The organism is Bacillus sp. 1NLA3E, assembly GCF_000242895.2.
In the GTDB taxonomy this organism is placed as follows: domain Bacteria; phylum Bacillota; class Bacilli; order Bacillales; family Cytobacillaceae; genus Bacillus_BU.
Genome location: NC_021171.1, coordinates 3,605,314 through 3,629,982, shown reverse-complemented (window position 1 = coordinate 3,629,982; position 24,669 = coordinate 3,605,314). Strand labels below are relative to the sequence as shown.

The following is a 24,669-nucleotide window of genomic DNA, read 5'->3' as shown; positions in this document are numbered from 1 at the left end:
AAGACAGCCTGATTCTCGCTTTTTGCGGGGAATCGGGCTGTTTTTTTTATCATAAAAATCCCTTCTAATTCATAGAGTGTTAATGACATAGTGATTAACGTTAATGGTTTAGAAGGGAGGAAGTCGCTTTGTCTCATGAGCATCAATCGTTTTTACGATTTTCCTTAGAAGAGTCAGTGTGGTTTCAAAGAGGACAGGAAGTCGCAGAGCTAGTTTCGATATCTTTGGATCCAAACATAACTATTGTCGAAAATGATCAGTATGTTGCTATCCGTGGTTCGCTTGAACTTACAGGTGAATACGTGCGGATTAAAGAGGATGGACTTGAAACAGAGGAGGATATCTCCGCCCCTAAATTTATCCAGTCTGTTGAGGAAAGAGAAGAAGGAATTTGTGAATTTACGCACCGGTTTCCAGTTGATATCACAATCCCCAATAATCGCATTCAGAGCATAAACGATATTGGTGTGACCGTAGATTCGTTTGATTATGCAGTACCTGAGCGTAGTTGCCTAAGGCTCGCAGCTGAATTGACCATATCAGGTCTTTACGGTGAACAGCAAAATGTTCCGACTGAAGAGGATCAGCGGGAGCCAGAAGAGGTGCAGTCTTACAATGAGGAAGTAGTGAATGAAGATCATTTAGAGCAAGCTGAGGAAATATTTCTAGAGATTGATCAAGGTGAGGAAACACCTGAACTACAGTTATTACATCGGGCAGGTCAAACTGAAGAGTATGAAGAAACTCAGGGTTACAATCCGAATTTTATTCTTTCATATCCAAATGAGACGGTGTCAGACGAACTTGAAGAAGATGAATCAGGACTTTACGAAATTTCCCAGCCTTTTTCAGCTGAGGCAAAAAAACAGCCTAATGCAAATACTGCCCCCTCAGATTATGCCTGGGGAATCCCGATACAATCGAATCAACCACCTATATCAAAGGGGCCAGATTTCTCCTTTGCATCTCAACGAGAAGATCCGTTGGTTCCCAAAGCCGAAGTAGAATATCCGCAAGAATCTAGTTATGAACAACCTGGTGCTGAAAGTAATGACACTGTTGTGGTGATTGAGGTGGAACTGGATGAGTCATCCTCCTCATCATCTTCTGAACAAATTCAAATAAAAAAGAAAAAGTCCTCCAAGAAAAAAAGTATGTCAATCGCTGAATTTTTAGGTAGGAAAACAGAAAATGAACTTCAAGCAAAATTAAAGGTCTGCATTGTTCAGCATGGTGAAACACTTGATAGCTTGGCAGAACGTTATGCCCTTGGTGTGCAACAAATATTAAAAGTGAATCATTTAGAGGCCACACAGGATGTATACGAGGGGCAAGTCCTTTATATTCCGGAGCCTGCAAATAGTAGATAAGGATTGAATGAGCAGGTGATTTTTGCCTGCTCTCCTATTTTGGAGAAATCGCATTCAGTCCGAAAGAGAGTGAAGTCATGTGAATGCTAACAACAATCTTAATGGGGTAGCATCCATTTTAGCTCATTATGCGGTTGAACCTTATTATGTTGAGGACTTGGGAAAAATACAAAAGGTTTACTCTAACAAAGGTGCTTTTGCCTTGAAAATGATACCGCCGCAATTAGGCACCGAATTTATACGCCATATTCAAACGCTATATCAAAAGGGCTATAACCGAATTGTCCCGATTTACCCGGCAATGGATGGCCGTTATGCAGTCCTTCACCAAAATATGCTTTACTATTTAATGCCCTGGCTAGAGAATGAAGCGAAAGAGGACCCAGTAGAAAGAAATAAGAAATTATTTCGCGAACTGGCTAGGCTTCATACACTATCGTCTCGTGAGGTTCCAATAAAAAAAGAGGATCGAAAAGAACATTATGAAAATACATTGCTCTTGTTGGAAAAAGACGAAGAATTTATAACGGGGTTTCTTGAAAGCTCTGAAAAAAAAATATATATGTCGCCGTTTGAATTACAATTTTGTCTATATTATCATGAGGTCAAACAAGCCATTCAATATTCAAAACGTAGGCTTGAGGCATGGTATGAGAAAACAAAGGACCTAGAGAAGGTTAGGACCGTATTGATTCACGGAAAGTTTTCTCCTGAACATTTCTTGTTTGATGATAAAGGCTATGGATATTTTATGAATTTTGAAAACATCAAGGAGGGTTCTCCCTATCAAGACATTCTTCCCTATTTACATCAGACTTTAAAGGGGTTACCAAAAAGAAGCGAGGAATGTATTGAATGGTTGCTTATTTATTATAAATATTTTCCACTAAAAGAAGAGGAAAAGCATTTAATGTTGAGCTATTTTTCCCATCCTAGTGCCATCATCAAGGTCCTGAAAAAATATCATAAACAGCAACCAGGAAAAAAGGAACGAAAATTTTCACAACAGCTGCAGCGTAAGTATTGGTTGCTTAAAAATACTGAGTATGTGGTGATGCGACTCGAGGAAATTGAACAACAGAAGGCGCAGGCACTAGCACAGGCGCAACAACAAGAAGGAGCCCAAGATTGACAATCGTCAACTTAAGGCTCCTTTTATTGTTTAGCAACAGCACCTAGCCCTCGAGGTCAAAAGACAATCCCCTCCGGAAATCGGGATTTCCTGAAGAGCTCGATTTTTGCTTGTTGGGGATAACCAAGGCGCTTTCGCTTTTCATATCATATCAAATTGAAAGGCCAACGCGAGTAATATCAAAATGGTTAACAGGAGTGCATCGAAGGTAGTTGGCAGGATAATCGTTCGGATGACTTGGAAAACACACAACGGGATAATAAACTGGCAACAACTACCGCGAATATATCGGAGCCATGGCGGAAGTGCGTGAGGATTGTATCTTCGCTTCACCATTCTTCCTCCTTATAATAGCTTTTTGTTCTATAATATGACCTCCACTAGGTAAAAGTGCTATAAATATGTGAAAGGATCCTTAAAAAAATGTATATCCACCAAAAAAATTGGGTAATATGATTGACGATGTTCCCCTTTTTTAGGTAGTATAGCTTATAGAATAAAGTAAACTAACCCATATGTATGGGATACAATTGAAAATAATAGCGAAGATAGGGAAGAGTACAGTGTTATCTGTTTGTAGAGAGGGAAGCTATTAGCTGAAAAGCTTCCTATACAGACCATTGGAAGGTCGCCCTTGAGCATCTCCTGCGAACGGTTAACTAGTAGCCGGAGACGGAAAATCCGTTATCTAAGCAAGTGCCAATTAGGTCTTTTTCTAATTGGAAAAAAGGTGGTACCGCGAAGCTTACTCCATTCGTCCTTTTCATGGCGAATGGAGTTTTTTGTTTTGGAACGAATTTGATTGAGGTGTGTCGGGAGACTAGCTGTCAAACGAAGCTGATTTATTTTTAAAAAAATGGAGGTTTGATTATGGATACGAAGGAGATTTCAATGCCGACGAAGTATGATCCGCAGGCGATTGAACAGGGTCGATATGATTGGTGGCTAAAGGGTAAGTTTTTTGAGGCTAAGGATGATGAAACGAAACAGCCTTATACGATTGTGATTCCGCCGCCAAATGTAACGGGAAAGCTACATTTAGGGCATGCGTGGGATACGACGCTTCAGGATATTTTGACTAGAATGAAGCGGATGCAGGGTTACGATGTTTTGTGGTTGCCTGGGATGGACCATGCCGGAATTGCTACGCAAGCGAAGGTTGAGGAAAAGCTTCGTGGTGAGGGGAAAACGCGTTATGATCTTGGTCGTGATAAGTTTGTTGAGGAAACGTGGAAATGGAAGGAAGAATATGCTGGCCATATTCGCCAGCAGTGGGCAAAAGTTGGTCTTGGGTTAGATTATAGCCGCGAACGGTTCACTCTTGATGAAGGGCTGTCAGATGCTGTTAAAGAGGTATTTGTGAGTCTTTACAAAAAAGATTTAATCTACCGTGGTGAATATATTATTAACTGGGATCCATCAACGAAAACGGCGTTATCGGATATTGAAGTTATTTATAAAGACGTACAGGGCGCGTTTTATCATATGAAGTACCCGTTTGCTGATGGTTCAGGCTATATTGAAGTGGCAACGACCCGTCCGGAAACGATGTTGGGCGATACAGCCGTTGCGGTTCATCCTGAAGATGAGCGTTATAAACATATGATTGGTAAGACGGTTATATTGCCGATTGTCGGTCGCGAGATTCCAATCGTTGGCGATGATTATGTTGATATGGACTTTGGTTCTGGTGCTGTGAAAATTACACCAGCACATGACCCTAATGACTTTGAATTAGGGAATCGCCATAATCTTGAAAGAATCCTTGTTATGAATGAAGATGGATCGATGAATGCTCGAGCTGGACAGTATCAAGGAATGGATCGCTTTGAGTGTCGCAAGCAAATCGTTAAGGATCTTCAGGAACAAGGTGTTTTGTTTAAAATTGAAGATCACCTGCATTCAGTAGGGCATTCTGAGCGCAGTGGGGCGGTTGTTGAGCCTTACCTTTCAACTCAATGGTTTGTTAAAATGCAGCCGTTAGCTGATGCTGCTGTAGCACTTCAAAGTGAAGAAGATAAGGTTAACTTTGTTCCGGATCGCTTTGAAAAGACGTATTTGCATTGGATGGAGAATATCCGTGACTGGTGTATTTCACGTCAGCTTTGGTGGGGCCACCGGATTCCGGCTTGGTATCATAAAGAAACGGGTGAGATTTACGTAGAGAACGAGCCACCAGCTGATATCGAAAACTGGGTTCAGGACAATGATGTTTTAGACACATGGTTCTCGTCAGCGTTATGGCCGTTTTCGACTTTAGGCTGGCCAGATAAGGATTCAGCTGACTTTAAGCGTTATTATCCAACTGCTTGTTTGGTAACAGGATACGACATCATATTCTTCTGGGTATCACGGATGATTTTCCAAGGGATTGAATTCACGGGGGGACGGCCGTTTAATGATGTATTAATTCATGGACTTGTTCGTGATGCACAAGGCCGCAAGATGAGTAAATCGCTTGGTAACGGGGTTGATCCGATGGAAGTCATCGATCAATATGGGGCGGATTCACTGCGCTACTTTTTATCAACTGGTAGTTCACCTGGTCAAGATTTACGATTTAGTGTTGAGAAGGTTGAAGCAACTTGGAATTTTGCTAATAAAATTTGGAATGCATCCCGCTTTGCATTGATGAATATGGACGGTATGACATTTGAAGAGATCGATTTGAGTGGGGAAAAGTCGGTTGCTGATAAGTGGATTTTAACTCGCTTAAACGAAACGATTGAAAATGTTACGCGCTTGTCTGATCGCTACGAATTTGGTGAAGCGGGTCGGGCGCTTTATAACTTCATTTGGGACGATTTCTGTGATTGGTATATCGAAATGGCGAAGTTACCTTTATACGGTGACGATGAAGCGGCGAAGAAAACCACTCGTTCCATTTTAGCTTATGTATTGGATCAAACGATGCGTTTGTTACATCCGTTCATGCCATTTATCACGGAAGAAATTTGGCAAAACCTGCCTCATTCTGGAGAGTCGATTACAACGGCAAGCTGGCCTGTGGTTGATGCGGCGTTGGTTGATGATCAAGCTGCTGGTGAGATGAAGTTGCTGGTTGAAATCATTCGTTCTGTTCGAAATAGTCGTGCCGAGGTGAATACACCGCTTAGCAAAAAAATTAAGATGATCCTGAAGGCGAAGGATGCTGGCGTTCTTGCTGTGCTAGAGAAGAATCGTGGCTATATTGAGCGTTTCTGTAATCCAGAGGAGCTCGTGATCGCTGTTGAGGTGGAAGCCCCAGATAAAGCGATGACAGCGGTTGTTACGGGAGCTGAGATTATTCTTCCATTAGCTGGTTTGATTAATCTGGATGAAGAAAGAGCTCGTCTTGAAAAAGAGGTTGAGCGTCTGAATAAAGAAGTAGAGCGGGTTCAGAAGAAACTTGGCAACGAAGGCTTCGTTAAAAAAGCACCAGCAAAGGTAATCGAAGAAGAGCGTGCCAAAGAGCAGGATTACATTGAGAAACGTGCAGCGGTTCAAGTTCGTTTGAATGAGTTAAAAAGTTTATAATTGTTGTAGCTACTGCTAGCTGCGATTGAATTTTATAAAAAGTAAAGTGTGAGGGGAACCCGTTTTTTCGGGTTCTTTCCTGTTGTAGAATGATTGATTTATGCGGAAAACATAGGTTGGCGGATTGGCGTGTATTTTTCGCGGATTGAGGCTGGATTTTGGCGGATAGAACCGTAAATTTAGTGGGTAGCAGCAATTTTGGAGGTGAAAACAGTGTTTCAAACATACGATGAGGCTTTATCTTGGATCCACGGCCGACTTCGACTCGGAATTAAGCCAGGTTTGAAGCGGATGGAGTGGATGATGGAGCGACTCAACCATCCTGAACAAAAAATCAAAACAATCCACATTGGTGGAACGAACGGAAAAGGGTCAACCCTGACTTTTTTACGATGTATTTTGGAGGAAGCAGGTTACGAGGTTGGAACCTTCACTTCTCCGTTTTTTGAGCATTTTAATGAGCGGATTAGTGTGAATGGAAAGCCAATAACTGATGCTGAAATGCTGGAGCTTGCAAATGTGATTCTTCCATTAGCGGATGAGTTGGATCACTCCGAACTAGGCGGACCAACTGAATTTGAAGTGATAACAGCGATGGCACTGTATTATTTTGCAAAAATAAATCCTGTTGATGTGGCTCTTTTCGAAGTAGGATTGGGTGGCCGCTTTGATTCAACCAATATCATTCACCCGCTATTATCGATTATCACCAGTATTGGCTTGGACCACACCAATATTCTTGGTGATACATATGAAAAAATAGCAGCTGAAAAAGCGGGGATTATAAAAAACGGGACGGCAATCTTAACAGCTGTAAAACAAGACGAAGCAATGGAAGTTATTGCAGCAAAAGCAATGGAATCAAAGGCACCTTTATACCAGCTTGGTTCAGAGTTTTCCATTTCCGGCAATCATTCGTTAATGCGCGGCGAGGAGTTCAATTTCTCCTCCATTTTTCAAGAATTGCCACAGATACAAATATCTATGCTAGGGAAGCATCAAACCGAGAACGCAGCACTTGCCATCATGGCGGCACAGCTATTAAAACAATTCTATGCTTTGCTAATTGATGAACCTCATATCCTTCAAGGACTAAAACGTGCCTATTGGCCAGGCAGACTGGAATTGATTTTAGAGGAGCCGACCATCATTATGGACGGGGCACACAATGAAGAAGGAATTGAGGCCCTAGTGCATGAATTAAAGGCACGGTACAACGACAAACAAATCCAGATTTTATTTACTGCCCTATCCGATAAAAAATTGGACAAGATGATTCAACAATTGGATGCCGTTGCTGACAGTATTACCTTTACTGAATTCGCTTACCCCCGTGCCTCACAGGCACAATTCTTATATGAACTAAGTTGTTCACAAAATAAACATAAAGCCAAAGATTGGAAGCAGTACTTAAGAACGACAATACCAACCTTAAAGGAAAATGAAATCCTAGTCATTACTGGGTCACTCTATTTCCTATCGGAGGTAAAGCCGTTCCTAGTTAATCTTATAAAATAAATAAAAAGCGGATAAACTTCACTAATTGTGGGTTAGATCCGCTTTTTATTTTGAAACAGAATTTATCATTCTAGAAAATCCTTCTTTATTAAAAGTCTAAAATAGGATCCTTTTCGCGGTATCACCTTAAGATTGTAATGAATCTATCTGCCTGTTAAACTAAAAAATATGTCGATAAAACTAGAAATATATATAATGGTATTAGTATGAAGCAATCTAGGGGTGATGATTTACATGAAGAAAATTACTTGTTATTTCTCCTCTGAAAAAGGGATTACTTTGATTGAAATTTTAGCATCGATGGTGATCCTATCAATCATTATTGTGTCACTCATAGCCATGTTCGTTCAATCATCCCGTACTAATGCAATGTCGAAGAATATTATGGATGCCACCTATATCGCAGAAACTAATATGGAGGAAATATACAATATCGTGGTTGCATCCACCAGTTACGACATCGCTACTGCTGCAATCGTAAGTAAGGGATATACCCAAGCAAGCAAGACGACTACTAATGCTTTTTACCAAAAGAATGTCACCGGACATTATGTATCGATTGAGTTAGTACCAACCATTAATAGTTCACTAGTGAAGGTTCGGGTTAAGGTTTTCAAAGATAATACAAAGACAAAAAAAGAGGCGCAAATGGAGATATTACTATCATGGAAAAATTTGTAGGCTTTATTAAAAAAAATGAAAAAGGAATAACCTTAATAGAATTATTAGCGGCACTTGCTTTGGTCTCAATGGTGATACTGCTGGCAAGTTCTGTTCAATTATTTGGTCAAAAACAAGTGAATAACCAAACAAATGAAATTCAGAATCAATCCAATGTCAGACTGGCGTTAAATATAGTTACAAAGGAAATTAGGAAGGCTTCAAATGTAAGTGTGACAAATAATGTTTTAACGATTAACAATACCGATATATACAAACTTGAAAATAATATTCTTAAAAAAAATAACGAACCGTTAATTTCAAATATACAATCATTCACCATTACGAAAACAGAAGATAAAGTGACCATCACAATTACCAATACCCCATCAAATAATCAACCCAAAACAACACTATCAGCAACTATCTATTTAAGAAAATAGGTGATGTCAATGAAAAATTGGTATTCCAAAATAAAATCATTAAACAATGAAAACGGTGTAGCCTTAGTTACAGTACTACTAGTTTTTGTGGTCATCTCCATCATGGGATTCAGTCTTATGGGTCTTGCGGCAAGCAATATAAAAATGACCTCTGGGGAACGGAATAATCAATCATCCTATTACATTGCTGAATCAGGCATTACCTATAAAATGAATGATATTAGGACCAAGCTTAGTACCATTTATGGCCAATCGTTATCCTATACTGATTTTTTTTCTAGTGTGGATAATTTAATGGAATTAGGTCAGGAAAAAACAGTTGAAAATTTATTCGAAGAGTCGTTTGGTGGAAATCCTGTTGTTAAAATAAAAATCGAGAAATTACAGGATGGAACGGTTGTTTCCTATAGCAATAATTATAAAATCACCTCAACCGGCACCATCAATAATCGTTCTAGGACTGTAGTGAAAATCATTCACCTTACTTGGAAACCCAAAAGCGGTGTAACGATTCCAGCAGATACGGTATTATTTGTACAAGAAAATCTTACTTTAAAAAACGTTCCGGTCGATGGGTCAATTGGTACAAATGGAACTGCTACAGATATTACTTTAAACGGAAGCAAAGCAATTGTTACAGGTAATATTTATACGAATGTTGGGACACAATTAAATATTCCTGAGTTTCCTCTTTTTACTATTCCCACAAATGCAGCTAATTTTACAGACACTACATTGAAGATGGACCAAGATATGGTATTAAATAACCTTACTGTAAATGCCAACCAAACGTTAACGATTGATGTTGGTTATATAAACAAGAACTTAGTCGTTAATAATCTTACACTTTTGAGCGGGGCGAAAATTCAAATCGTTGGAAGTGCAAAGCTTTCTATTTATGCTAAAAATATTTCGATGACATCTGGAAGTATCTTGAATACAGGCGGCGATTTCGAAAAGGTTTATATTTTTTTAGAAGGGACAGCCTCGAATATATATGGACTTATTAATGCGTCAATGTATGCCAAAAATTCCAATTTGGTGGTTAACAATTTTGTATCCGGTGTTCAAGGCCACATTGTAACGAGTGGGACGAGTATTTCGATTGTTGGTTCCGGAACAGCTAACTACCCCAAAATGATCTTTGCTCCTAATGCAACTGTCAATATTAATGCTTCGTTTGCAGGTTCGATTATTGCTAAATCTTTATCATCACAAGGGAACGATGATAGTTTTATCTTCAAATTCGTTCAAATAAACTATGACAATTCCCCGCTATTTGTAGATAATGGTACGGGACTATCTCCGGTAAAAGACACGATCACCGGGGAACCAGTTCGCGAGCAATAAATAGAAGTGAATCGTTGAATAGTATAATGGAAAAGTGTGCGAACCTTCGTACACTTTTTTTATTATCGATTATAAGGGGGTTCTATGAACATCTGGTAGAAAAACCTTTTAATTAATCTATTTTGCCTATAATCCTTTAATGATATTCTTTTAAAATAGTATTTGATATTATACAATATGAGAAAGTCGTATATTGTATAAAATTGTTGATTTCACATATAAAAAAAATTTAGATTCCTAGTTAGGGGTGGAAAAATGGAGAGTTTACTATTTGCAGGAGTTTCATTACTCATCCTTTTTCCAATACTTTATTTTTTACCAATAGGCTTTACCGTAAAAGGGAAAGTCTTACTTGCTGTGGCTTCGTTTTTGATTGGACTGTTTGGTTTGGTAGCATCCATTGTATTCTCACTATGGCAAACTGGCTGGATCCTATTAATGTTTGTCGGCACATCTAGTTATTTTATCAATAAAAAGGGGGGGAAATGGCTTTATCTTCCCGAAGTAAACCAGGATCCATTTTTTAAAGAGGAACAACAACCGGATTCTCCTGCCGAAGAAGTGGTCATCAATGATAATTATTCTTATATTGCATCTTCCGATAAAAAAGTGGAATTAGATAAAAGAGACAAAAAATTTGCTAAAAAGCAAAAAACACTTAAAAGTAAAGATTCAGAAGTTATCCAACATACTGCTGAGAACCAAATTGCAGCAGCAGTCATTCAAAAGCCTGTACCAACCACTTTGTTAGAGAAACTTGTCTTTCAAAATGACCATGAACTTTCACTCATCAGAAAACCCGATGAAGACAATCTCGATGACACTGAAATCGAGGAGATAGTGTTGGATGAGGAAGATCGAATCAAACTTAAGAAACCAGTAGGCATTGAGGATTTAACTTCCGCTAAAGGGAATCTTGCCCTAGTCGAGAACGTAGAGTTGGACGTGCTTGATATTGATTTCGTTGAACCTGAACTTCAAGAACCAGGGTTTGCCGATACTTCGGACTCCAAGCTTGAGGATTATCGAATAGATTCTATTGAAATGTTAGAACCAAAATCATCTATTTCTGAAACAACTGATGATTTGGTGTTTGATCTTGAAACGTTACTAGAGGAGGGCGATGAGCCTCTCGAACAACAAGAACCTTCCTCAATAATAATCGAACAATCACATGATTACATGTCAGAAATTGAAAAAATGATTGAAAGTGACGAACTAGGATCAGACTCCATTCAACCATTGGAAGAAATAGCAATCCAGACCCCACAAACAGATGATAGTTTGGAAGTCATTTCAAATCCAAAAGCTCCAAAAGAGGAAATCAGTGAAGATGCTCCAGCACCATCCAATGATTTTGAAGTAGAGATTGAAGAACTATCACTTGAAGATTTGATAAAAGAAATAAATGGCAACGTAGTTCAGGAACAAAAGGCAGTCAAAGAACCAGAGTATGAACTTGAGGAGATGGTCTTTGCAAATCAAAGAATTCAGCGAACTACCACGAATCAAACACCAAAAGAGCAGGTACTTATCGAAAAAAGGTAAGGAAACCATAAAAGTTAAAATTGAAATTAATCGAGCCTGATAGTAAGGGGGTGGGTAATGTGAGGAATGGTAAAAGTATAAAACTGTTTATTGTCCTATTTTTGTGCACTGCATTTATTTATAGTTTCTCACATTTCGGCGCTTTGGCTTACGAATCAATGACTTCGACTAGTGACGAGTTTGCAACAGGTACGAAGATTGGTCCGATTGATGTTTCAGGTAAAACCAAATCCGATGCCTTAAAACTTTTAAGTGCACCGCTCCAAAAATGGCGTTCCGAAACAAAGATTAGCCTCCAATATAAAGAAAAGACGATTCCAGTAGATGTGGGCAAGTTTCAAATTGATTTAGAAAACTCCGTTGCGACTGCAAAGGATGGACAACAAAATGAAGTAATCGTCACGTTCAAATCTAGTGATCTGAGAGAATTGTTAAAAAATGCTTCTAAGGAGCTTGAGGATCCAAAGCTTATTATCGATCCAATCCTTACGGAACTTATATCATATTCTACCAATCTTAGTGCCAGGGAATACCAGCTTTCAGTCGAAAAGTTTTTACCAAAAGACTTCAATAAAAACGAAGTCTTAAGTGAAGCAACAATTACATGTGATTATACTCCGCTTGAATTAGGGATATTGGTTGAGAGATTGTCACCGATTAAAATAGAGGGCTATTCTCAAGTCTCGTTATTAAAATTAATCGAGGCTCAAAAGCTTGCAACGTTTTCTCCAGAAGCAGCCAGTATGCTAGCTACCACTATTTACGAAGCAATCTTATCCAGCAACTTCACGATTGTCGAAAGACAAACTGGGGTAGTTTTACCGGAATATGCCAGTCTTGGAATGGAAGCAAAGGTAGACTTGGACACCCATCTCGACCTTGTCTTTGTCAATCCAAACGATGCAAGTTATGAAATTCAGCTTCAAAGGCAGGATAACACACTAACTGCAACTCTTAACGGAAGTAAGTTCCTTTTCGACTATAAAATAAACATTGCGGAGAAGCAGGAATTTAAACCGAAAACAATTATTCAGTACAGTCCGCTCCTACCAGCCAATGGAACAAAGGTCCAACAGGAAGGCGCAAATGGTTTCCTTATAAAGGTTTACCGGGAAATTTACGATGAAAATGGGGCTTGGATCCGCAAAGAGGCCATTTCAGAGGATTTTTATCCACCTGTTCCACGGATCGAACTTCACGCTTTGACCTCTTCGAAAACAAGTGAAAGTTCTGATGGACAAACAGATACGAGCCAAGCAACCGTAGATTCAGGGCAAAATACCACCCAATACACGAATAATAAGGATGGAACGGCATCAACCCAGCAATCTACTTTGGAAAGTGATTTGTATGGGAAGGAAAATGAAACAATGAAATAAAAAAACGTCAAAGCGGTGATCCGTTATGAAATATACTCGAAAACGACTAGGTGATTTATTAGTGGAAGCTGGACTGATTACAGAGGAACAGCTCCAGTTAACTTTATCCGAAAAAACGCCAGGTCAAAAGCTTGGAGATGCGTTGTTACAAAAGGGTTATCTTACCGAGCAACAACTCATTGAGGTTCTCGAGGTTCAGCTTGGAATTCCGCATCTCAGCCTCTACAACTACCCGTTTGAAACGAATTTATTTTCGCTTGTCTCAAAAGAAGCAGCAATGCGAAATCTATTAATTCCGTTACGAAGGGACGGGGATAAGCTGTTGGTAGCAATGGCGGATCCGATGGATTTCTTTTCAATTGATGACTTGCGCCTTTCAACAGGGTTTCAAATCGAAGCGGTTATATCCACAAAAGATGATATCGTTCGTGCCATCAATAAATTTTACGACATGGACAATGAGTTTGATGATCTCCTTGATGGGATGAAAAAAGGGGATAATCCACAGGAAGAGACAATAACAGATGAGGATTCTCCGATTGTTCGCCTTGTCAACCAAATCCTCGCTAATGCTGTTGCCCATAAGGCAAGCGATATCCATTTTGACCCCCAAGAAACGAAGCTTGTTGTTAGATATCGTATTGATGGGTTGTTACGGGTTGAGCGAGTCCTACCGAAAAATATGCAAAGCTTTCTGACAGCGAGAATTAAAATTATGGCCAATTTGGATATTACCGAACACCGGATCCCGCAGGATGGACGCATCAAAATCAATCTTAATTTTTACCCAATTGATTTGCGGGTATCCACCTTACCGACTGTGTTTGGAGAAAAAATTGTACTCCGGATTCTCGATTTAAGTAACGCCCTGATTGATATCGATAAGATTGGCTTTAATAAGGTAAATTTAACACGTTTTTTACGAATGATTGAAAGGCCGAATGGGATTGTGCTGATCACTGGGCCAACCGGATCTGGTAAATCCTCAACTCTTTATGCTGCATTAAATAATCTTAACAACGAAACGGTCAATATTATCACGATAGAAGATCCGGTGGAGTTTCAACTAGAGGGAATCAGTCAAATTCAGGTCAATCAGAACGTTGGCATGACGTTTGCCACAGGACTTAGATCTATTTTACGTCAGGACCCGAATATTATTATGGTCGGGGAAATCCGCGACAAAGAAACCGCCGAAGTGGGAATTCGTGCCTCATTAACTGGGCACTTAGTGTTAAGTACCCTGCATACAAATGATGCCCTAAGCTCGGTTACACGCTTGATTGACATGGGAATGGAACCCTTTTTGGTGGCAACGTCATTATCTGGTATCGTCGCCCAGCGCCTTATTCGGAAAGTTTGTCGAGACTGTGGCGAACCGCATGATGCGACCAACCGCGAGATTGAAATCTTTGCCAATCGAGGCTTAAAAATTGACAAGATTATGCGCGGTAAAGGATGCGTTTCTTGTAATATGACTGGTTATCGGGGTAGGATCGCGATTCATGAAGTAATCGTGGTTAATGAGGAAATGCGTCATGTCATTATGAATAGTGGTTCGGTTGCTAATCTTCGGCAAATTGCCGTTAAAAATAAAACCATTTTCTTGATAGATGATGGCTTATTGAAAGTGAAACAAGGTCTAACAACAACAGAAGAGGTATTAAGAGTGGCCATTTCTGAATAGAGGTGCAAACTGGTGAGGGAAAGAATCGATCTATTATTACGAGCAGCCTTTGAGCTAAAGGCATCAGATATCCATTTAACAGTATCTGTACAACCCATTTTTCGAATCCATGGTGAATTGAAGCGCTATGGAAAAGAAGTTCTCAAGCCCGAGGATACCGAAGCGATGGCAAGGGCGATTACCCCAGATGGAAAGTGGGGGGTATTTGAAGAAATGGGGGAGTTGGACTTTTCCTATTCGATTCCTAATGTATCACGGTACCGTGTCAATATATTCAAGCAAAGAGGCTGTGTGGCCTTGGCGATCCGGACGGTTCCGACTCGTATTCCGACTATTGATGAGTTAAATCTTCCTGATACGCTACGGAGAATTGTCGAGAAGAAACAAGGTTTAATCCTCGTGACAGGACCAACCGGAAGTGGTAAGTCAACGACGTTAGCGGCGATGATCAATTATATGAACCAAACGATGCACGAGCACATTATTACGCTAGAGGACCCGATTGAATATTTGCACAAACATGGCATGTCAATTATCGACCAGCGCGAAATTGGCTTTGATACGAAGAACTTTGGGAATGCCTTACGGGCAGCACTCCGCCAGGATCCAGATGCGATTCTAGTTGGAGAGATGCGTGACTTTGAAACGATTCAAATTGCCATCACCGCTGCTGAAACAGGCCACTTAGTGTTTGGAACGCTCCATACATCTAGCGCACCTGCTTCAGTGGAACGAATGATTGATGTATTCGAGCCAGCCCAGCAGCCCCAAGTCCGTACCCAGCTTGCATCGGTATTACTATCGATTATTTCACAGCGACTGTTTAAAACGGCAGACGGAAAAGGCCGAAGAGCTGCACTAGAAATATTAATCAATAATGCAGCGATTGCAAACTTAATTCGAAATGATAAAATCCACCAAATTGAGTCGACCATGCAGACGTCTCGGTCACAAGGGATGCAAACGTTAGAAATGAGCATTAAAGAGTTGCTGGAAACGGGAGTCATTGCCCAAGAAGTTGCCGACCCATATTTAAAGGGACCGGTGAACTAAAATGGCGCGCTATAAATATTCAGGCCGAGATCGCAAAGGAAAAAAGGCGGGAACCATTAACGCAGATTCAAAACGTGAAGCCATTGATAAACTTCGTGAGGACGGCATACGGGTCCTCGATTTGACTGAAGTAAAAGATGCAGGTTTAAATAAAAGTATTTCTTTTGGCACACCTGTTAAACTTCAGCATATGGTTATTTATTTACGGCAATTTGCAACTCTTATTAAAGCAGGAGTAACCATTGTCGAGGCAACGAATATTCTCGCCCAGCAAACGGAAAGCAAAAAGCTGCGGGCAGCCTTGATTGACATTGAAAATGAATTGCGTAAAGGAAATCCGTTTTCCGAAGCGGCCGAAAAACACAAGAAAATGTTCACTTCGATGTTTATTAATCTCGTAAAAGCTGGTGAAGCAGGGGGGAATATGGAGGAGACGCTAGAAAGACTTGCTGTTTTCTTTGAGAAACAACACACCACCCGGCAAAAAATAAAGTCTGCGCTTTCCTATCCAATTGTAATTGGAATTGTGGCAATTGGGGTTGTTATCTTCTTATTAACATCAGTTGTCCCTACCTTTGTAAGCATGTTTGCTGATATGGGGGCAGATCTTCCGGCCATTACGAAGTTTGTTTTAAATGCCAGTGAATTCATGCAATCATTTTGGTGGGTTGTCATATTATTTGTAATTTTAATTGCCATTGGATTTGTCGGAGTGAAACGGAACAAAAAAACAAAATATTATTTTGATTATGTATCATTAAGGATGCCATTATTTGGAAAAATGTTACAAAAGGCAGCCTTAGCTAGGGTCACGCGTACATTAAGCTCCCTATTTTCAAGCGGGGTGCCCATTATGCAAGCTCTCTCAATTGTCGAAAATGTTGTTGAAAATGAAGTAATTGGCAAGGTCCTTCGCGCCTCAAAAGATGAATTAGCGAAAGGAAATTCGATGACCGGACCGATGCTCAAACACTGGGCATTTCCCCCATTAATCACGCAAATGATCGCAATTGGCGAGAACACAGGCTCTTTAGATTCCATGCTTTTCAAGGTTGCTGAATTCTATGAACAAGAAGTTGAGAATAGTACGGAAAAGCTAAAATCGCTTATTGAGCCGTTAATGATTGTTTTTTTAGCTAGTATTGTCGGGGTGATTGTTCTTTCGATCATGATGCCGATGTTTGACATGTTCAAAAATGTCGATAAAATGTAGAATGTTGTAAAATCTTCATTATTCCTTTGTGAAATTTCCTTGTATAATGAAATGGTTAGGCTATAAAAATTAACACCATTATCTTTAATAAAAGGAGTGAGAGAGTATGCTACAAAAGTTAAAAAAACGTCTTAAAAATCATAAAGGTTTTACATTAATCGAGTTACTTGCAGTTATCGTTATTTTGGGGATAATTGCAGCAATTGCGATTCCGGCTATTGGAAATATTATTGATAAATCAAGAAATGATGCAGTAAAATCATCTGCAATCCAAGCTATTGATGCTGGCAGGTTATTCATTGCATCAGAAGGGATTCCTACTGATAAAACCATAACTGCGGAAGAATTAAAAACTTATCTGGATAATAAAAATTCTAACATAACAATAACTGAACTCTATGTAGATACGACAGCTACTGGAGGCACTGAAATTTCCATAAAGGCTACTGGTGGAGATTTAACATTCGATTATGCCACTGTAGCTGACATAAATAGCGCGTCAAAAACTGAAACAACAATTGGAAATGGACAGTAAAAATAAGATTTACGGGAGCTAACCCTTGTTATATTTACTACTATTCATATACGGGATATTATTCGGCTCCTTCTACAACGTAGTCGGCCTCCGAGTGCCAGTAGGGCAGTCAATCGTTTCACCACGCTCAGCATGTCCAACATGCGGGCATCAACTTAGAGCTTTCGAACTAATACCAGTTTTATCATATTTATTTCAAGGGGGGAAATGCCGTGTCTGTAAAACGGGCATTTCGCCCATTTATCCTATCATTGAGCTTTTTACCGGAGTGTTGTTTGCAACCGCTCCATTAGTCGTTGGCTGGGGCAGTGAGCTGCTGATTGCCTTGACACTGATTTCACTGTTTATTATTATTCTAGTATCAGATGTTGCGTATATGTTGATCCCTGATAAAGTTTTGCTTGTATTTGCAGGGATTTTTTTAATGGAACGCCTTTTCTTTCCACTTTTGCCATGGTGGGACTCATTACTTGGAGCGGCAATTGGCTTTGTTGTTCTTTTAGCGATTGCGCTTGTTAGTAAAGGTGGTATGGGCGGTGGAGACATTAAACTATTCGCTCTTATCGGCTTTGTTGTAGGGGTCAAAATCTTATTACTAGCATTTTTTTTATCAACCTTGTTTGGTGCTATAATTGGTGGAGCTGGAATGGCTGTACGGATTTTCGAAAAAGGAAAGCCGATTCCGTTCGGCCCGTTTATTGGCGCTGGAACGCTCGTTGCCTATTATTATGGTGATAAGATCATTCAAGCGTATTTTAACTTATTTTTCTCATAAAGCTAGGGGGTCGACACATGGCTTTACCCCTCATCTCGGTTAGTAATAGGCCGATTGATATCATTATTAATGATCATTCGATTCGTTATCTTGAAATGAAACCATCTAACCCTCCGCTTCCAATTAAGTGGGGGGAAAGGTATTTGCCTCCGGGTGTAGTCAAGGAAGGTAAAATCATTGATCCAGATACCTTGAAGATCATTCTTGATGAATGTATTGATATTTGGAAAATTCGGCGACGAAAAGTCCGCTTTTTAGCCCCAGATTCTTATGTGACAATTCGGAGGATCACCATTCCCTCAGATGTTACCTATGATGAAATTAAGGGGTACCTTTATTTAGAAATTGGTTCAAGTATTCACTTACCGTTCGAAGATCCAGTTTTTGATTATATCGTTCTACCTGTACAGGAGGAAAAGAAGGAAATCCTTCTGTTTGCGGCCCATCAGCGCTATGTAATGCAATTTACCGATCTATTCTCAAGCTTAAAGTTAATCCCAGAGGTGGCTGATCTGTCTTCTCTTGCTCTTTATCGTCTTTATCACCAATTAAGGAAACCGAAACAAGAGGAGAAGCTGTTTGTGCTTCAGTTTGATTTGGACCTCGTGGTTATGAGTATTTTTGAAAATGAGATTCCCTTTTTTATTCGCCATATGTATATTCCTTTTGAGGAAAAAGACTGGGACATCCAGATTGGACGCAGTGGATTTCAACAATTAACCTTTATTGGCGAAAAGAATGAATTATATCAACAATTTGATGAATCGTTTAAGGAAGTCAATAAGCTGATAGAGTTCTACCAATATTCATTACATCAAGGTAAGAATGAAATTTCTAAAATATTATTAACAGGTGATCATCCTTTGTTAGATGACATCATGAAGGAACTACAAACTAGATTTGAGATCAAGGTGGAGATCCTTGATGCCGAAGAGCTCCAAACAGATAAAAATAAACCGCTGCCAAGGTCACATTATCTTGCATTTGGACTGGCTTTAAAAGAGGTGTAGTCATGCTTGTTGATATTAACCTGTTACCAAAAAAAGAACCGAAAAATGTAGCTTTTTTGACGATCATTTTTTCAGCGGTTTTTATTTTGCTGGTAGCAGGTATTGTTATATTTTGGCAAGGATACACCCAAGGTAATCAGTTGAAGAGTCTAAAAAACCAAATTTTTGCAGTGAACAAGCTAGCGGAAACTGAAAAAGCTAAGCAAACGAATACGGCTCAAGCCTCGGCTTCCCTCACACAGCTCGAAGCTGCTGTAAAATGGGCTAATGAAGAACCGTTAAAATCTGTTCCTGTGTTAAAGGACATCGATTCTCTCCTGCTTCAGCGTGGTTTAATCCAAACTATCGCTTATACGGAAGCAGGCACAGTAACCTTAACTGCCCAGTTTGATACGAGTCAGGATGCAGCTTATTTTTATAAAACTTTGCTAGATTCCAAATGGATTTCTGAAGCAAAGCTATCTTCACTGACTGTGAGTGAGCTTAAACAAACTAAAACGATTGATTCAGAACAAACCACTTCGGACCAGAGCCAATACATTCCTCGGTACATTGGTCAATATCAGATCACTTTGAATCGGGACTATATCAATCAAGAAGAAAAAGCCGAGAAAGACCAGCAGGGAGGGGATGCTCCATGACCCTTCGCTTTTCAAAAAAAGAAATCATCATTTTGATGGTCACCATATTCTTAACCATCTCAATGATTTTGTCAGGTTATTATTTCTATCTTAGCCCGAAAAAAGAAGAGATTGAAACCAAGTCTGTGGAGTTAAAATCAGCACAGGATTTGCTGACAGCACTTCAGAGTAAACCAACAGAATCAAGTCCAGTTACGGTTGAAAGTGTGGCGGCACTTCAACGGAAGGTTCCGGTTAAGCCACAGTCCGAGAAGTTAATCTTTGATTTAGAAAAAGCAGAGGTCGTATCTGGAAGCGAGATTAAGAATATGGCTTTTTCAGAAGCTGATGTGAGTGTTCCACAGCAAAACACAACCCAGCAACAGCCAGCCGCTACTGACGCCAATCAAAAATCAGATACAACCAAAAAGAATGAAAACACTGATAGCCAGCCGCAAACAACAGAGCAAATTAATGCAAGCACAACCAAAGCTACTGCACAAACACAAAAGGCGGCAGTTCCGACAGGAATCAAAAAGCTAACAGTAACGTTACAAGTTGAGTCACCTAGCTATGATGAATTGAAAATATTTATCAATACATTGGAGAATTCGACACGAATTATTGTTATTGAGTCTGTCGGATTTACTGGAAGTGGGGAAAAAACCAATTTAGACACAGAAAAGAAAAAGCTATCTTTTACAGTTACGCTTTCTGCTTTTTATATGCCAACATTGACCGATTTGCAGAGTCAGTTGCCAGAATTAGTAGTACCTAAATCAGATCCTTTATAGTCTCCTAGAATCTCCTAGCTGAAACTCAAACAAAATAGTCATATGTAACAGCTAAATCTAGTGAAAAATTTGGCGAAAGCATTCGATAACAAGACGACAAAAGTCTTGTTATTTTTTTTTGCCGATATGATAGGATGAAACCAATTAACCGCAGGCGCAAGGAGGGATACATGTGGACAAGCGGGAACCTGGTAAAACCATTACCATCAAAATCAACGGGAAACAGCAATCCTTTGAAGAAACTCGCCAGAAATCTGATCGGAAGCAGGATCAATTCATAAATGATAGGAAAGATATAGTAACAACTGAAAAGGTGCCAATGGAACAAAGATTTGAAAAGACAAAGCCAGTAAAGATGCCACAAAAAGATCGTGAAGATTTCACTACTATAAGTGAAGCAGCGGTAGCTCATGACCCAAGCGAAGAAAGCTTTGACTGGATTCTGCCTGATTCAACATCCGACATTCGAAAGATTAAAGAATACAAAATGACAGCGGAGGCGAATCATTCCCAAAAGAAATCGTCAAAAAAATGGCCGATTGGAAAACGGAAAATTGACAAGAGGATGTTCACGACTATCTTCACAGCTGTCTTTTTGGCGGTATTGCTTGGGACAAGCTTTGGTTTCACCATGCTCAAGCTGGTGTTCATTGAACATCCAGCCCAAACTAGTACTGTTCAAAAACCGACAACAACTCCAGAACCAGAGAAAAAACAAGCAGAGCAACAATCAGGCAAGCTTTCACTTGTACCGCCGACCATCACAACATGGGTCGTCCAAGAGGGTGTATATTCAAATAAGGATTCAGCCACTCAAATAGTAAACTCACTGAAGGAGAAGGGTGCCTCTGCAGCAACCTTTGAAAGCAATGGTCAGTCCTTCCTACTGTTAAGTGTGGCGGATACAAAGGACCACGCCAAGGAATTTGGAGAGATCTTAAAGGAATCGGGAGTGACGGAATTTATCGCAAAGGAAATGAGCTTTAGTGGACATGAAATAAGTGGGCTTCAGGTGCAGGAAAAGACGTACATTGAAGGAATCCCCCTCCTTTTTGAAACGATGACAACAGCCGCCTCTATCGCTTCTGCCACCGATTCATTCCCTAAAGCATTGTTGGATAGCATCAATCAACAGTCTAAAAAATTGGCACCAAAAAAAGACACATTATCAAATGAAAAAATCAAGGAATTAAAGGTACAAGTTGATGCGGCGACCCAAAATATCAATTCAATGGAGAAATCGGTTGGCAAGCAGAAGTTAACCTCGCTTCAACAACAGCTTCTTTCAATTTTAACAGCTTACCAAGCATTGTGACGAAATGACGGATCAAATTGAGTTTGTCGAATATTTTCCGGGCAATAAAAAATGGGTCTGATTGGATATTTATATCCACAGGCTCATTATTTTTGAAGAAAATATGGTTTTTTATATAAAAAATTGTTTGTGATGACAAATTTTGATACGATGAGACTGTATCTCCCCAAATAATACAATGAAAGGTAAGGTGATTTCATCATGCAACACCTCATTTTAGCCTCATCATCTCCACGGCGAAAAGAACTTCTTGAAAATCTTCAATTAATCTTCGACATTTCCAGCAGTGAAACAGATGAAAGCTTTTTACCAGGTACAGCACCTGAAGAAATCGTCATGGATTTGGCGGCTCGAAAAGCAACGGATGTTGCCGAAAAGCATCGTGATTCTATTGTCATAGGTGCTGATACGATTGTCTTCGCAAACAATCAGGTATTAGGGAAGCCAAAAGATAAGATTGAAGCAGTTAAAATGCTCAAAATGCTATCGGGTAACACACATTCTGTTTATACAGGAGTTGCCATTGTTACAGCTGATACAACCGTTCGTTTTTATGAAAAAACAGATGTCACGTTTTGGGATTTAAATGATTCAGAAATTCAAGCTTATATCAATAGCGGGGAGCCTTTTGATAAGGCTGGGGCATACGGAATTCAAGGCTTTGGAAGTATGCTTGTTAAGCGGATTTCTGGGGATTATTTTACGGTAGTCGGCCTCCCTGTATCGAAAACAATAAGAGAATTACAGAAGGCAGGCTTTGTTTTGCCCTATTAGGAATTTGCCCCTCATTATGAGCTCCCTGTATAGAAAGGGAGGATTTAATTGAATACAGATTCAATCATGATTCGTGATTTTCCGCAGGATGAACGACCAAGGGAACGATTTATGAACAGTGGACCGGAAAGCCTGTCGAACCATGAACTAATAGCAATCATGCTCCGAACAGGAACAAAGAGTGAATCGGTTCTGCAATTATCAAATCGCTTGCTTAACCATTTTGAAGGCTTACGATTGTTGAAGGAGGCCTCTTTAGAAGAAATCACGGCTATTAAAGGAATTGGGACGGCAAAGGCAATTCAAGTGTTGGCAGCTGTAGAGATTGGTAGACGCATTGCTAACTTGGTTCATGAGGACCGCTATGTGATCCGTTCCCCAGAAGATGGAGCTAAGTTGGTGATGAATGATATGCGTTTCTTATCGCAGGAGCATTTTGTTTGCCTATATTTAAATACAAAAAACCAAGTTTTGCATAAGCAAACGATCTTCATCGGCAGTCTAAACGCCTCAATCGTCCATCCTCGCGAGGTCTACAAAGAAGCATTCCGCCGTTCAGCAGCATCCATCATTTGCCTTCATAACCACCCCAGCGGAGATCCCGCGCCAAGCCGCGAGGACATTGAAGTTACAAAACGTTTAGCTGAGTGTGGAAAAATTATTGGGATTGATTTGCTAGATCATCTCATAATTGGTGAGAATAAATATGTCAGTTTAAAGGAAAAAGGTTATTTATAGCACTATGATTTTGGTTAGCGTTACGATATAATATTATTTATGATTTTTTGACAAAAACAGGCTAAAAATGAACGCTAAAACTAAAATCATGTGCGAATATTCTTGGAATATTTGAGCTTATCTTTACATTGTTTTTGAAAAAAAGGGGAGATACAAACCATGTTTGGATTTGGAACGAAAGATCTTGGAATCGACTTAGGTACCGCAAACACGCTTGTCTATGTAAAAGGAAGAGGAATTGTTTTAAGAGAGCCATCTGTTGTTGCTTTTCAAACGGATTCTAAACAAATTGTTGCGGTAGGAAATGACGCGAAGAATATGATTGGTCGTACCCCAGGGAATGTGGTGGCGCTTCGTCCGATGAAGGACGGCGTAATCGCTGACTACGAAACGACTGCAACAATGATGAAATATTACATTCGCCAATCAACGAAAACAAAGGGCTTATTTGCCGGAAAGCCATATGTAATGGTTTGTGTGCCATCTGGAATTACTGCTGTTGAAGAGCGTGCTGTTATTGACGCGACTCGTCAGGCAGGAGCAAGAGATGCCTATACAATTGAAGAGCCGTTTGCAGCCGCTATCGGAGCTAATTTGCCGGTATGGGAGCCAACGGGGAGCATGGTTGTTGATATTGGAGGAGGAACGACTGAGGTAGCAATTATTTCTTTAGGAGGAATTGTTACTAGTCAATCCATTCGAATTGCTGGAGATGAAATGGACGATGCCATTATTCTGTTCATCCGTAAGCATTATAACTTAATGATTGGTGAGAGAACTGCAGAAAACATTAAAATGGAAATTGGTTCTGCCGGTGACCCCGAAGGAATCGAAAATATGGAAATTCGTGGTCGTGATTTATTGACTGGTCTTCCAAAAACGATTGAAATTACGGCTGATGAAATTTCTAAGGCCCTTCATGATACAGTGTATGCGATTGTTGATGCTGTAAAGGTTACACTTGAAAAGACGCCACCAGAACTTGCCGCAGATATTATGGATCGGGGTATTGTGCTAACTGGCGGGGGTGCGTTACTCCGTAATCTGGACAAGGTAATTAGTGAAGAGACAAAAATGCCGGTACTCATTGCAGAAAACCCACTCGATTGTGTGGCGATTGGAACAGGAAAAGCACTTGACCATATTCATTTATTTAAAAACAAAGCTAGAGATTCACGTTAAAACGAAAAGCGGAAGACGCCGATGGGGTCTGGAGCTAAACAAAACAGAAAGCTAAGT

22 protein-coding genes and 1 other annotated feature are annotated in these 24,669 nt (G+C 39.9%); of the genes, 21 read left to right on the top strand and 1 reads right to left on the bottom strand.

Annotated features, from left to right (window positions below; genetic code table 11):
- Window positions 1-128 precede the first annotated feature (128 nt).
- Window positions 129-1,370, top strand: a complete 1,242-nt coding sequence (gene spoVID, locus B1NLA3E_RS17400) for a stage VI sporulation protein D (RefSeq protein WP_015595149.1) — start codon at window positions 129-131, stop codon at window positions 1,368-1,370.
- A 79-nt stretch (window positions 1,371-1,449) separates the two neighbouring features.
- Window positions 1,450-2,502 carry a spore coat protein YsxE gene (gene ysxE, locus B1NLA3E_RS17395; RefSeq protein WP_015595148.1) on the top strand — a complete coding sequence of 351 codons (1,053 nt, stop codon included), beginning with the start codon at window positions 1,450-1,452 and terminating at the stop codon, window positions 2,500-2,502.
- Window positions 2,503-2,643: 141 nt separating this feature from the next.
- Here ysxE and B1NLA3E_RS24280 read toward each other — a convergent pair whose 3' ends face one another.
- The gene (locus tag B1NLA3E_RS24280; protein ID WP_083935128.1) at window positions 2,644-2,838 is read right to left on the bottom strand and encodes a hypothetical protein; all 195 of its coding nucleotides are present in this window, start codon (window positions 2,836-2,838) and stop codon (window positions 2,644-2,646) included.
- A gap of 200 nt (window positions 2,839-3,038) precedes the next feature.
- Window positions 3,039-3,267, top strand: a binding site (T-box leader).
- 105 nt (window positions 3,268-3,372) lie between these two features.
- On the opposite strand from B1NLA3E_RS24280, the gene B1NLA3E_RS17390 reads away from it, so the two are divergent.
- The 19 genes from B1NLA3E_RS17390 to B1NLA3E_RS17300 all read left to right on the top strand — a co-directional run bounded on the left by B1NLA3E_RS17390 (window position 3,373) and on the right by B1NLA3E_RS17300 (window position 24,612).
- Complete coding sequence (locus B1NLA3E_RS17390) at window positions 3,373-6,018, top strand: valine--tRNA ligase (RefSeq protein ID WP_015595147.1); 2,646 nt, start codon at window positions 3,373-3,375, stop codon at window positions 6,016-6,018.
- 213 nt (window positions 6,019-6,231) lie between these two features.
- The gene (locus B1NLA3E_RS17385) at window positions 6,232-7,536 is read left to right on the top strand and encodes a bifunctional folylpolyglutamate synthase/dihydrofolate synthase (protein WP_015595146.1); all 1,305 of its coding nucleotides are present in this window, start codon (window positions 6,232-6,234) and stop codon (window positions 7,534-7,536) included.
- Window positions 7,537-7,770: 234 nt separating this feature from the next.
- On the top strand, window positions 7,771-8,217 hold the full coding sequence (locus B1NLA3E_RS17380) for a prepilin-type N-terminal cleavage/methylation domain-containing protein (protein ID WP_041580648.1): 447 nt from the start codon (window positions 7,771-7,773) through the stop codon (window positions 8,215-8,217).
- Window positions 8,202-8,639 (top strand): PilW family protein, encoded by a 438-nt coding sequence (locus B1NLA3E_RS17375; protein WP_015595144.1) that lies wholly within the window; start codon window positions 8,202-8,204, stop codon window positions 8,637-8,639. Before B1NLA3E_RS17380 ends, B1NLA3E_RS17375 begins: the two co-directional genes overlap by 16 nt.
- 9 nt (window positions 8,640-8,648) lie before the next feature.
- Entirely contained in the window at window positions 8,649-9,989 is a 1,341-nt protein-coding gene (locus B1NLA3E_RS17370; protein WP_041580646.1) for a PilX N-terminal domain-containing pilus assembly protein, read from the top strand.
- A gap of 255 nt (window positions 9,990-10,244) precedes the next feature.
- Window positions 10,245-11,537 (top strand): hypothetical protein, encoded by a 1,293-nt coding sequence (locus tag B1NLA3E_RS17365; protein WP_015595142.1) that lies wholly within the window; start codon window positions 10,245-10,247, stop codon window positions 11,535-11,537.
- 59 nt (window positions 11,538-11,596) lie between these two features.
- Window positions 11,597-12,916 (top strand): VanW family protein, encoded by a 1,320-nt coding sequence (locus tag B1NLA3E_RS17360; protein WP_041580644.1) that lies wholly within the window; start codon window positions 11,597-11,599, stop codon window positions 12,914-12,916.
- Between the two features lie 25 nt (window positions 12,917-12,941).
- Window positions 12,942-14,603: a GspE/PulE family protein gene (locus B1NLA3E_RS17355; RefSeq protein ID WP_015595140.1), complete on the top strand. Its 1,662-nt coding sequence runs from the start codon at window positions 12,942-12,944 to the stop codon at window positions 14,601-14,603.
- 12 nt (window positions 14,604-14,615) lie between these two features.
- Window positions 14,616-15,656 (top strand): type IV pilus twitching motility protein PilT, encoded by a 1,041-nt coding sequence (locus B1NLA3E_RS17350; protein WP_015595139.1) that lies wholly within the window; start codon window positions 14,616-14,618, stop codon window positions 15,654-15,656.
- Window position 15,657: 1 nt separating this feature from the next.
- Window positions 15,658-16,869, top strand: a complete 1,212-nt coding sequence (locus tag B1NLA3E_RS17345) for a type II secretion system F family protein (protein WP_015595138.1) — start codon at window positions 15,658-15,660, stop codon at window positions 16,867-16,869.
- A gap of 106 nt (window positions 16,870-16,975) precedes the next feature.
- Window positions 16,976-17,404 carry a type II secretion system protein gene (locus B1NLA3E_RS17340; protein ID WP_015595137.1) on the top strand — a complete coding sequence of 143 codons (429 nt, stop codon included), beginning with the start codon at window positions 16,976-16,978 and terminating at the stop codon, window positions 17,402-17,404.
- 25 nt (window positions 17,405-17,429) lie between these two features.
- Window positions 17,430-18,179, top strand: coding sequence for a prepilin peptidase (locus tag B1NLA3E_RS17335; RefSeq protein WP_041580643.1), 750 nt, complete (start codon window positions 17,430-17,432; stop codon window positions 18,177-18,179).
- 17 nt (window positions 18,180-18,196) lie between these two features.
- Window positions 18,197-19,189, top strand: a complete 993-nt coding sequence (pilM, locus tag B1NLA3E_RS17330) for a type IV pilus biogenesis protein PilM (RefSeq protein ID WP_015595135.1) — start codon at window positions 18,197-18,199, stop codon at window positions 19,187-19,189.
- A gap of 2 nt (window positions 19,190-19,191) precedes the next feature.
- The gene (locus B1NLA3E_RS17325) at window positions 19,192-19,830 is read left to right on the top strand and encodes a DUF3185 family protein (RefSeq protein WP_015595134.1); all 639 of its coding nucleotides are present in this window, start codon (window positions 19,192-19,194) and stop codon (window positions 19,828-19,830) included.
- A complete protein-coding gene (locus B1NLA3E_RS17320; protein WP_015595133.1) occupies window positions 19,827-20,603 on the top strand; it encodes a pilus assembly protein PilO in 777 nt (258 codons plus the stop codon). The genes B1NLA3E_RS17325 and B1NLA3E_RS17320 overlap by 4 nt, the downstream gene beginning before the upstream one ends.
- A gap of 172 nt (window positions 20,604-20,775) precedes the next feature.
- On the top strand, window positions 20,776-21,918 hold the full coding sequence (locus B1NLA3E_RS17315; protein WP_015595132.1) for an SPOR domain-containing protein: 1,143 nt from the start codon (window positions 20,776-20,778) through the stop codon (window positions 21,916-21,918).
- Between the two features lie 201 nt (window positions 21,919-22,119).
- Window positions 22,120-22,692: a Maf family protein gene (locus B1NLA3E_RS17310; protein WP_015595131.1), complete on the top strand. Its 573-nt coding sequence runs from the start codon at window positions 22,120-22,122 to the stop codon at window positions 22,690-22,692.
- A 66-nt stretch (window positions 22,693-22,758) separates the two neighbouring features.
- Entirely contained in the window at window positions 22,759-23,430 is a 672-nt protein-coding gene (gene radC / locus B1NLA3E_RS17305; protein ID WP_187292196.1) for a RadC family protein, read from the top strand.
- A gap of 159 nt (window positions 23,431-23,589) precedes the next feature.
- A complete protein-coding gene (locus B1NLA3E_RS17300) occupies window positions 23,590-24,612 on the top strand; it encodes a rod shape-determining protein (RefSeq protein ID WP_015595129.1) in 1,023 nt (340 codons plus the stop codon).
- The last annotated feature ends 57 nt before the right edge of the window (window positions 24,613-24,669 follow it).

Excerpts from the sequence above, each read along its gene's own strand:
- B1NLA3E_RS24280 (WP_083935128.1), bottom strand. The coding sequence starts at position 2,838 with ATGGTGAAGCGAAGATACAATCCTCACGCACTTCCGCCATGGCTCCGA.
- B1NLA3E_RS17390 (WP_015595147.1), top strand. The coding sequence starts at position 3,373 with ATGGATACGAAGGAGATTTCAATGCCGACGAAGTATGATCCGCAGGCG.
- B1NLA3E_RS17380 (WP_041580648.1), top strand. The coding sequence starts at position 7,771 with ATGAAGAAAATTACTTGTTATTTCTCCTCTGAAAAAGGGATTACTTTG.
- B1NLA3E_RS17375 (WP_015595144.1), top strand. The coding sequence starts at position 8,202 with ATGGAAAAATTTGTAGGCTTTATTAAAAAAAATGAAAAAGGAATAACC.
- B1NLA3E_RS17370 (WP_041580646.1), top strand. The coding sequence starts at position 8,649 with ATGAAAAATTGGTATTCCAAAATAAAATCATTAAACAATGAAAACGGT.
- B1NLA3E_RS17365 (WP_015595142.1), top strand. The coding sequence starts at position 10,245 with ATGGAGAGTTTACTATTTGCAGGAGTTTCATTACTCATCCTTTTTCCA.
- B1NLA3E_RS17355 (WP_015595140.1), top strand. The coding sequence starts at position 12,942 with ATGAAATATACTCGAAAACGACTAGGTGATTTATTAGTGGAAGCTGGA.
- B1NLA3E_RS17345 (WP_015595138.1), top strand. The coding sequence starts at position 15,658 with ATGGCGCGCTATAAATATTCAGGCCGAGATCGCAAAGGAAAAAAGGCG.
- B1NLA3E_RS17340 (WP_015595137.1), top strand. The coding sequence starts at position 16,976 with ATGCTACAAAAGTTAAAAAAACGTCTTAAAAATCATAAAGGTTTTACA.
- pilM (WP_015595135.1), top strand. The coding sequence starts at position 18,197 with ATGGCTTTACCCCTCATCTCGGTTAGTAATAGGCCGATTGATATCATT.
- B1NLA3E_RS17325 (WP_015595134.1), top strand. The coding sequence starts at position 19,192 with ATGCTTGTTGATATTAACCTGTTACCAAAAAAAGAACCGAAAAATGTA.
- B1NLA3E_RS17320 (WP_015595133.1), top strand. The coding sequence starts at position 19,827 with ATGACCCTTCGCTTTTCAAAAAAAGAAATCATCATTTTGATGGTCACC.
- B1NLA3E_RS17310 (WP_015595131.1), top strand. The coding sequence starts at position 22,120 with ATGCAACACCTCATTTTAGCCTCATCATCTCCACGGCGAAAAGAACTT.
- radC (WP_187292196.1), top strand. The coding sequence starts at position 22,759 with ATGATTCGTGATTTTCCGCAGGATGAACGACCAAGGGAACGATTTATG.
- B1NLA3E_RS17300 (WP_015595129.1), top strand. The coding sequence starts at position 23,590 with ATGTTTGGATTTGGAACGAAAGATCTTGGAATCGACTTAGGTACCGCA.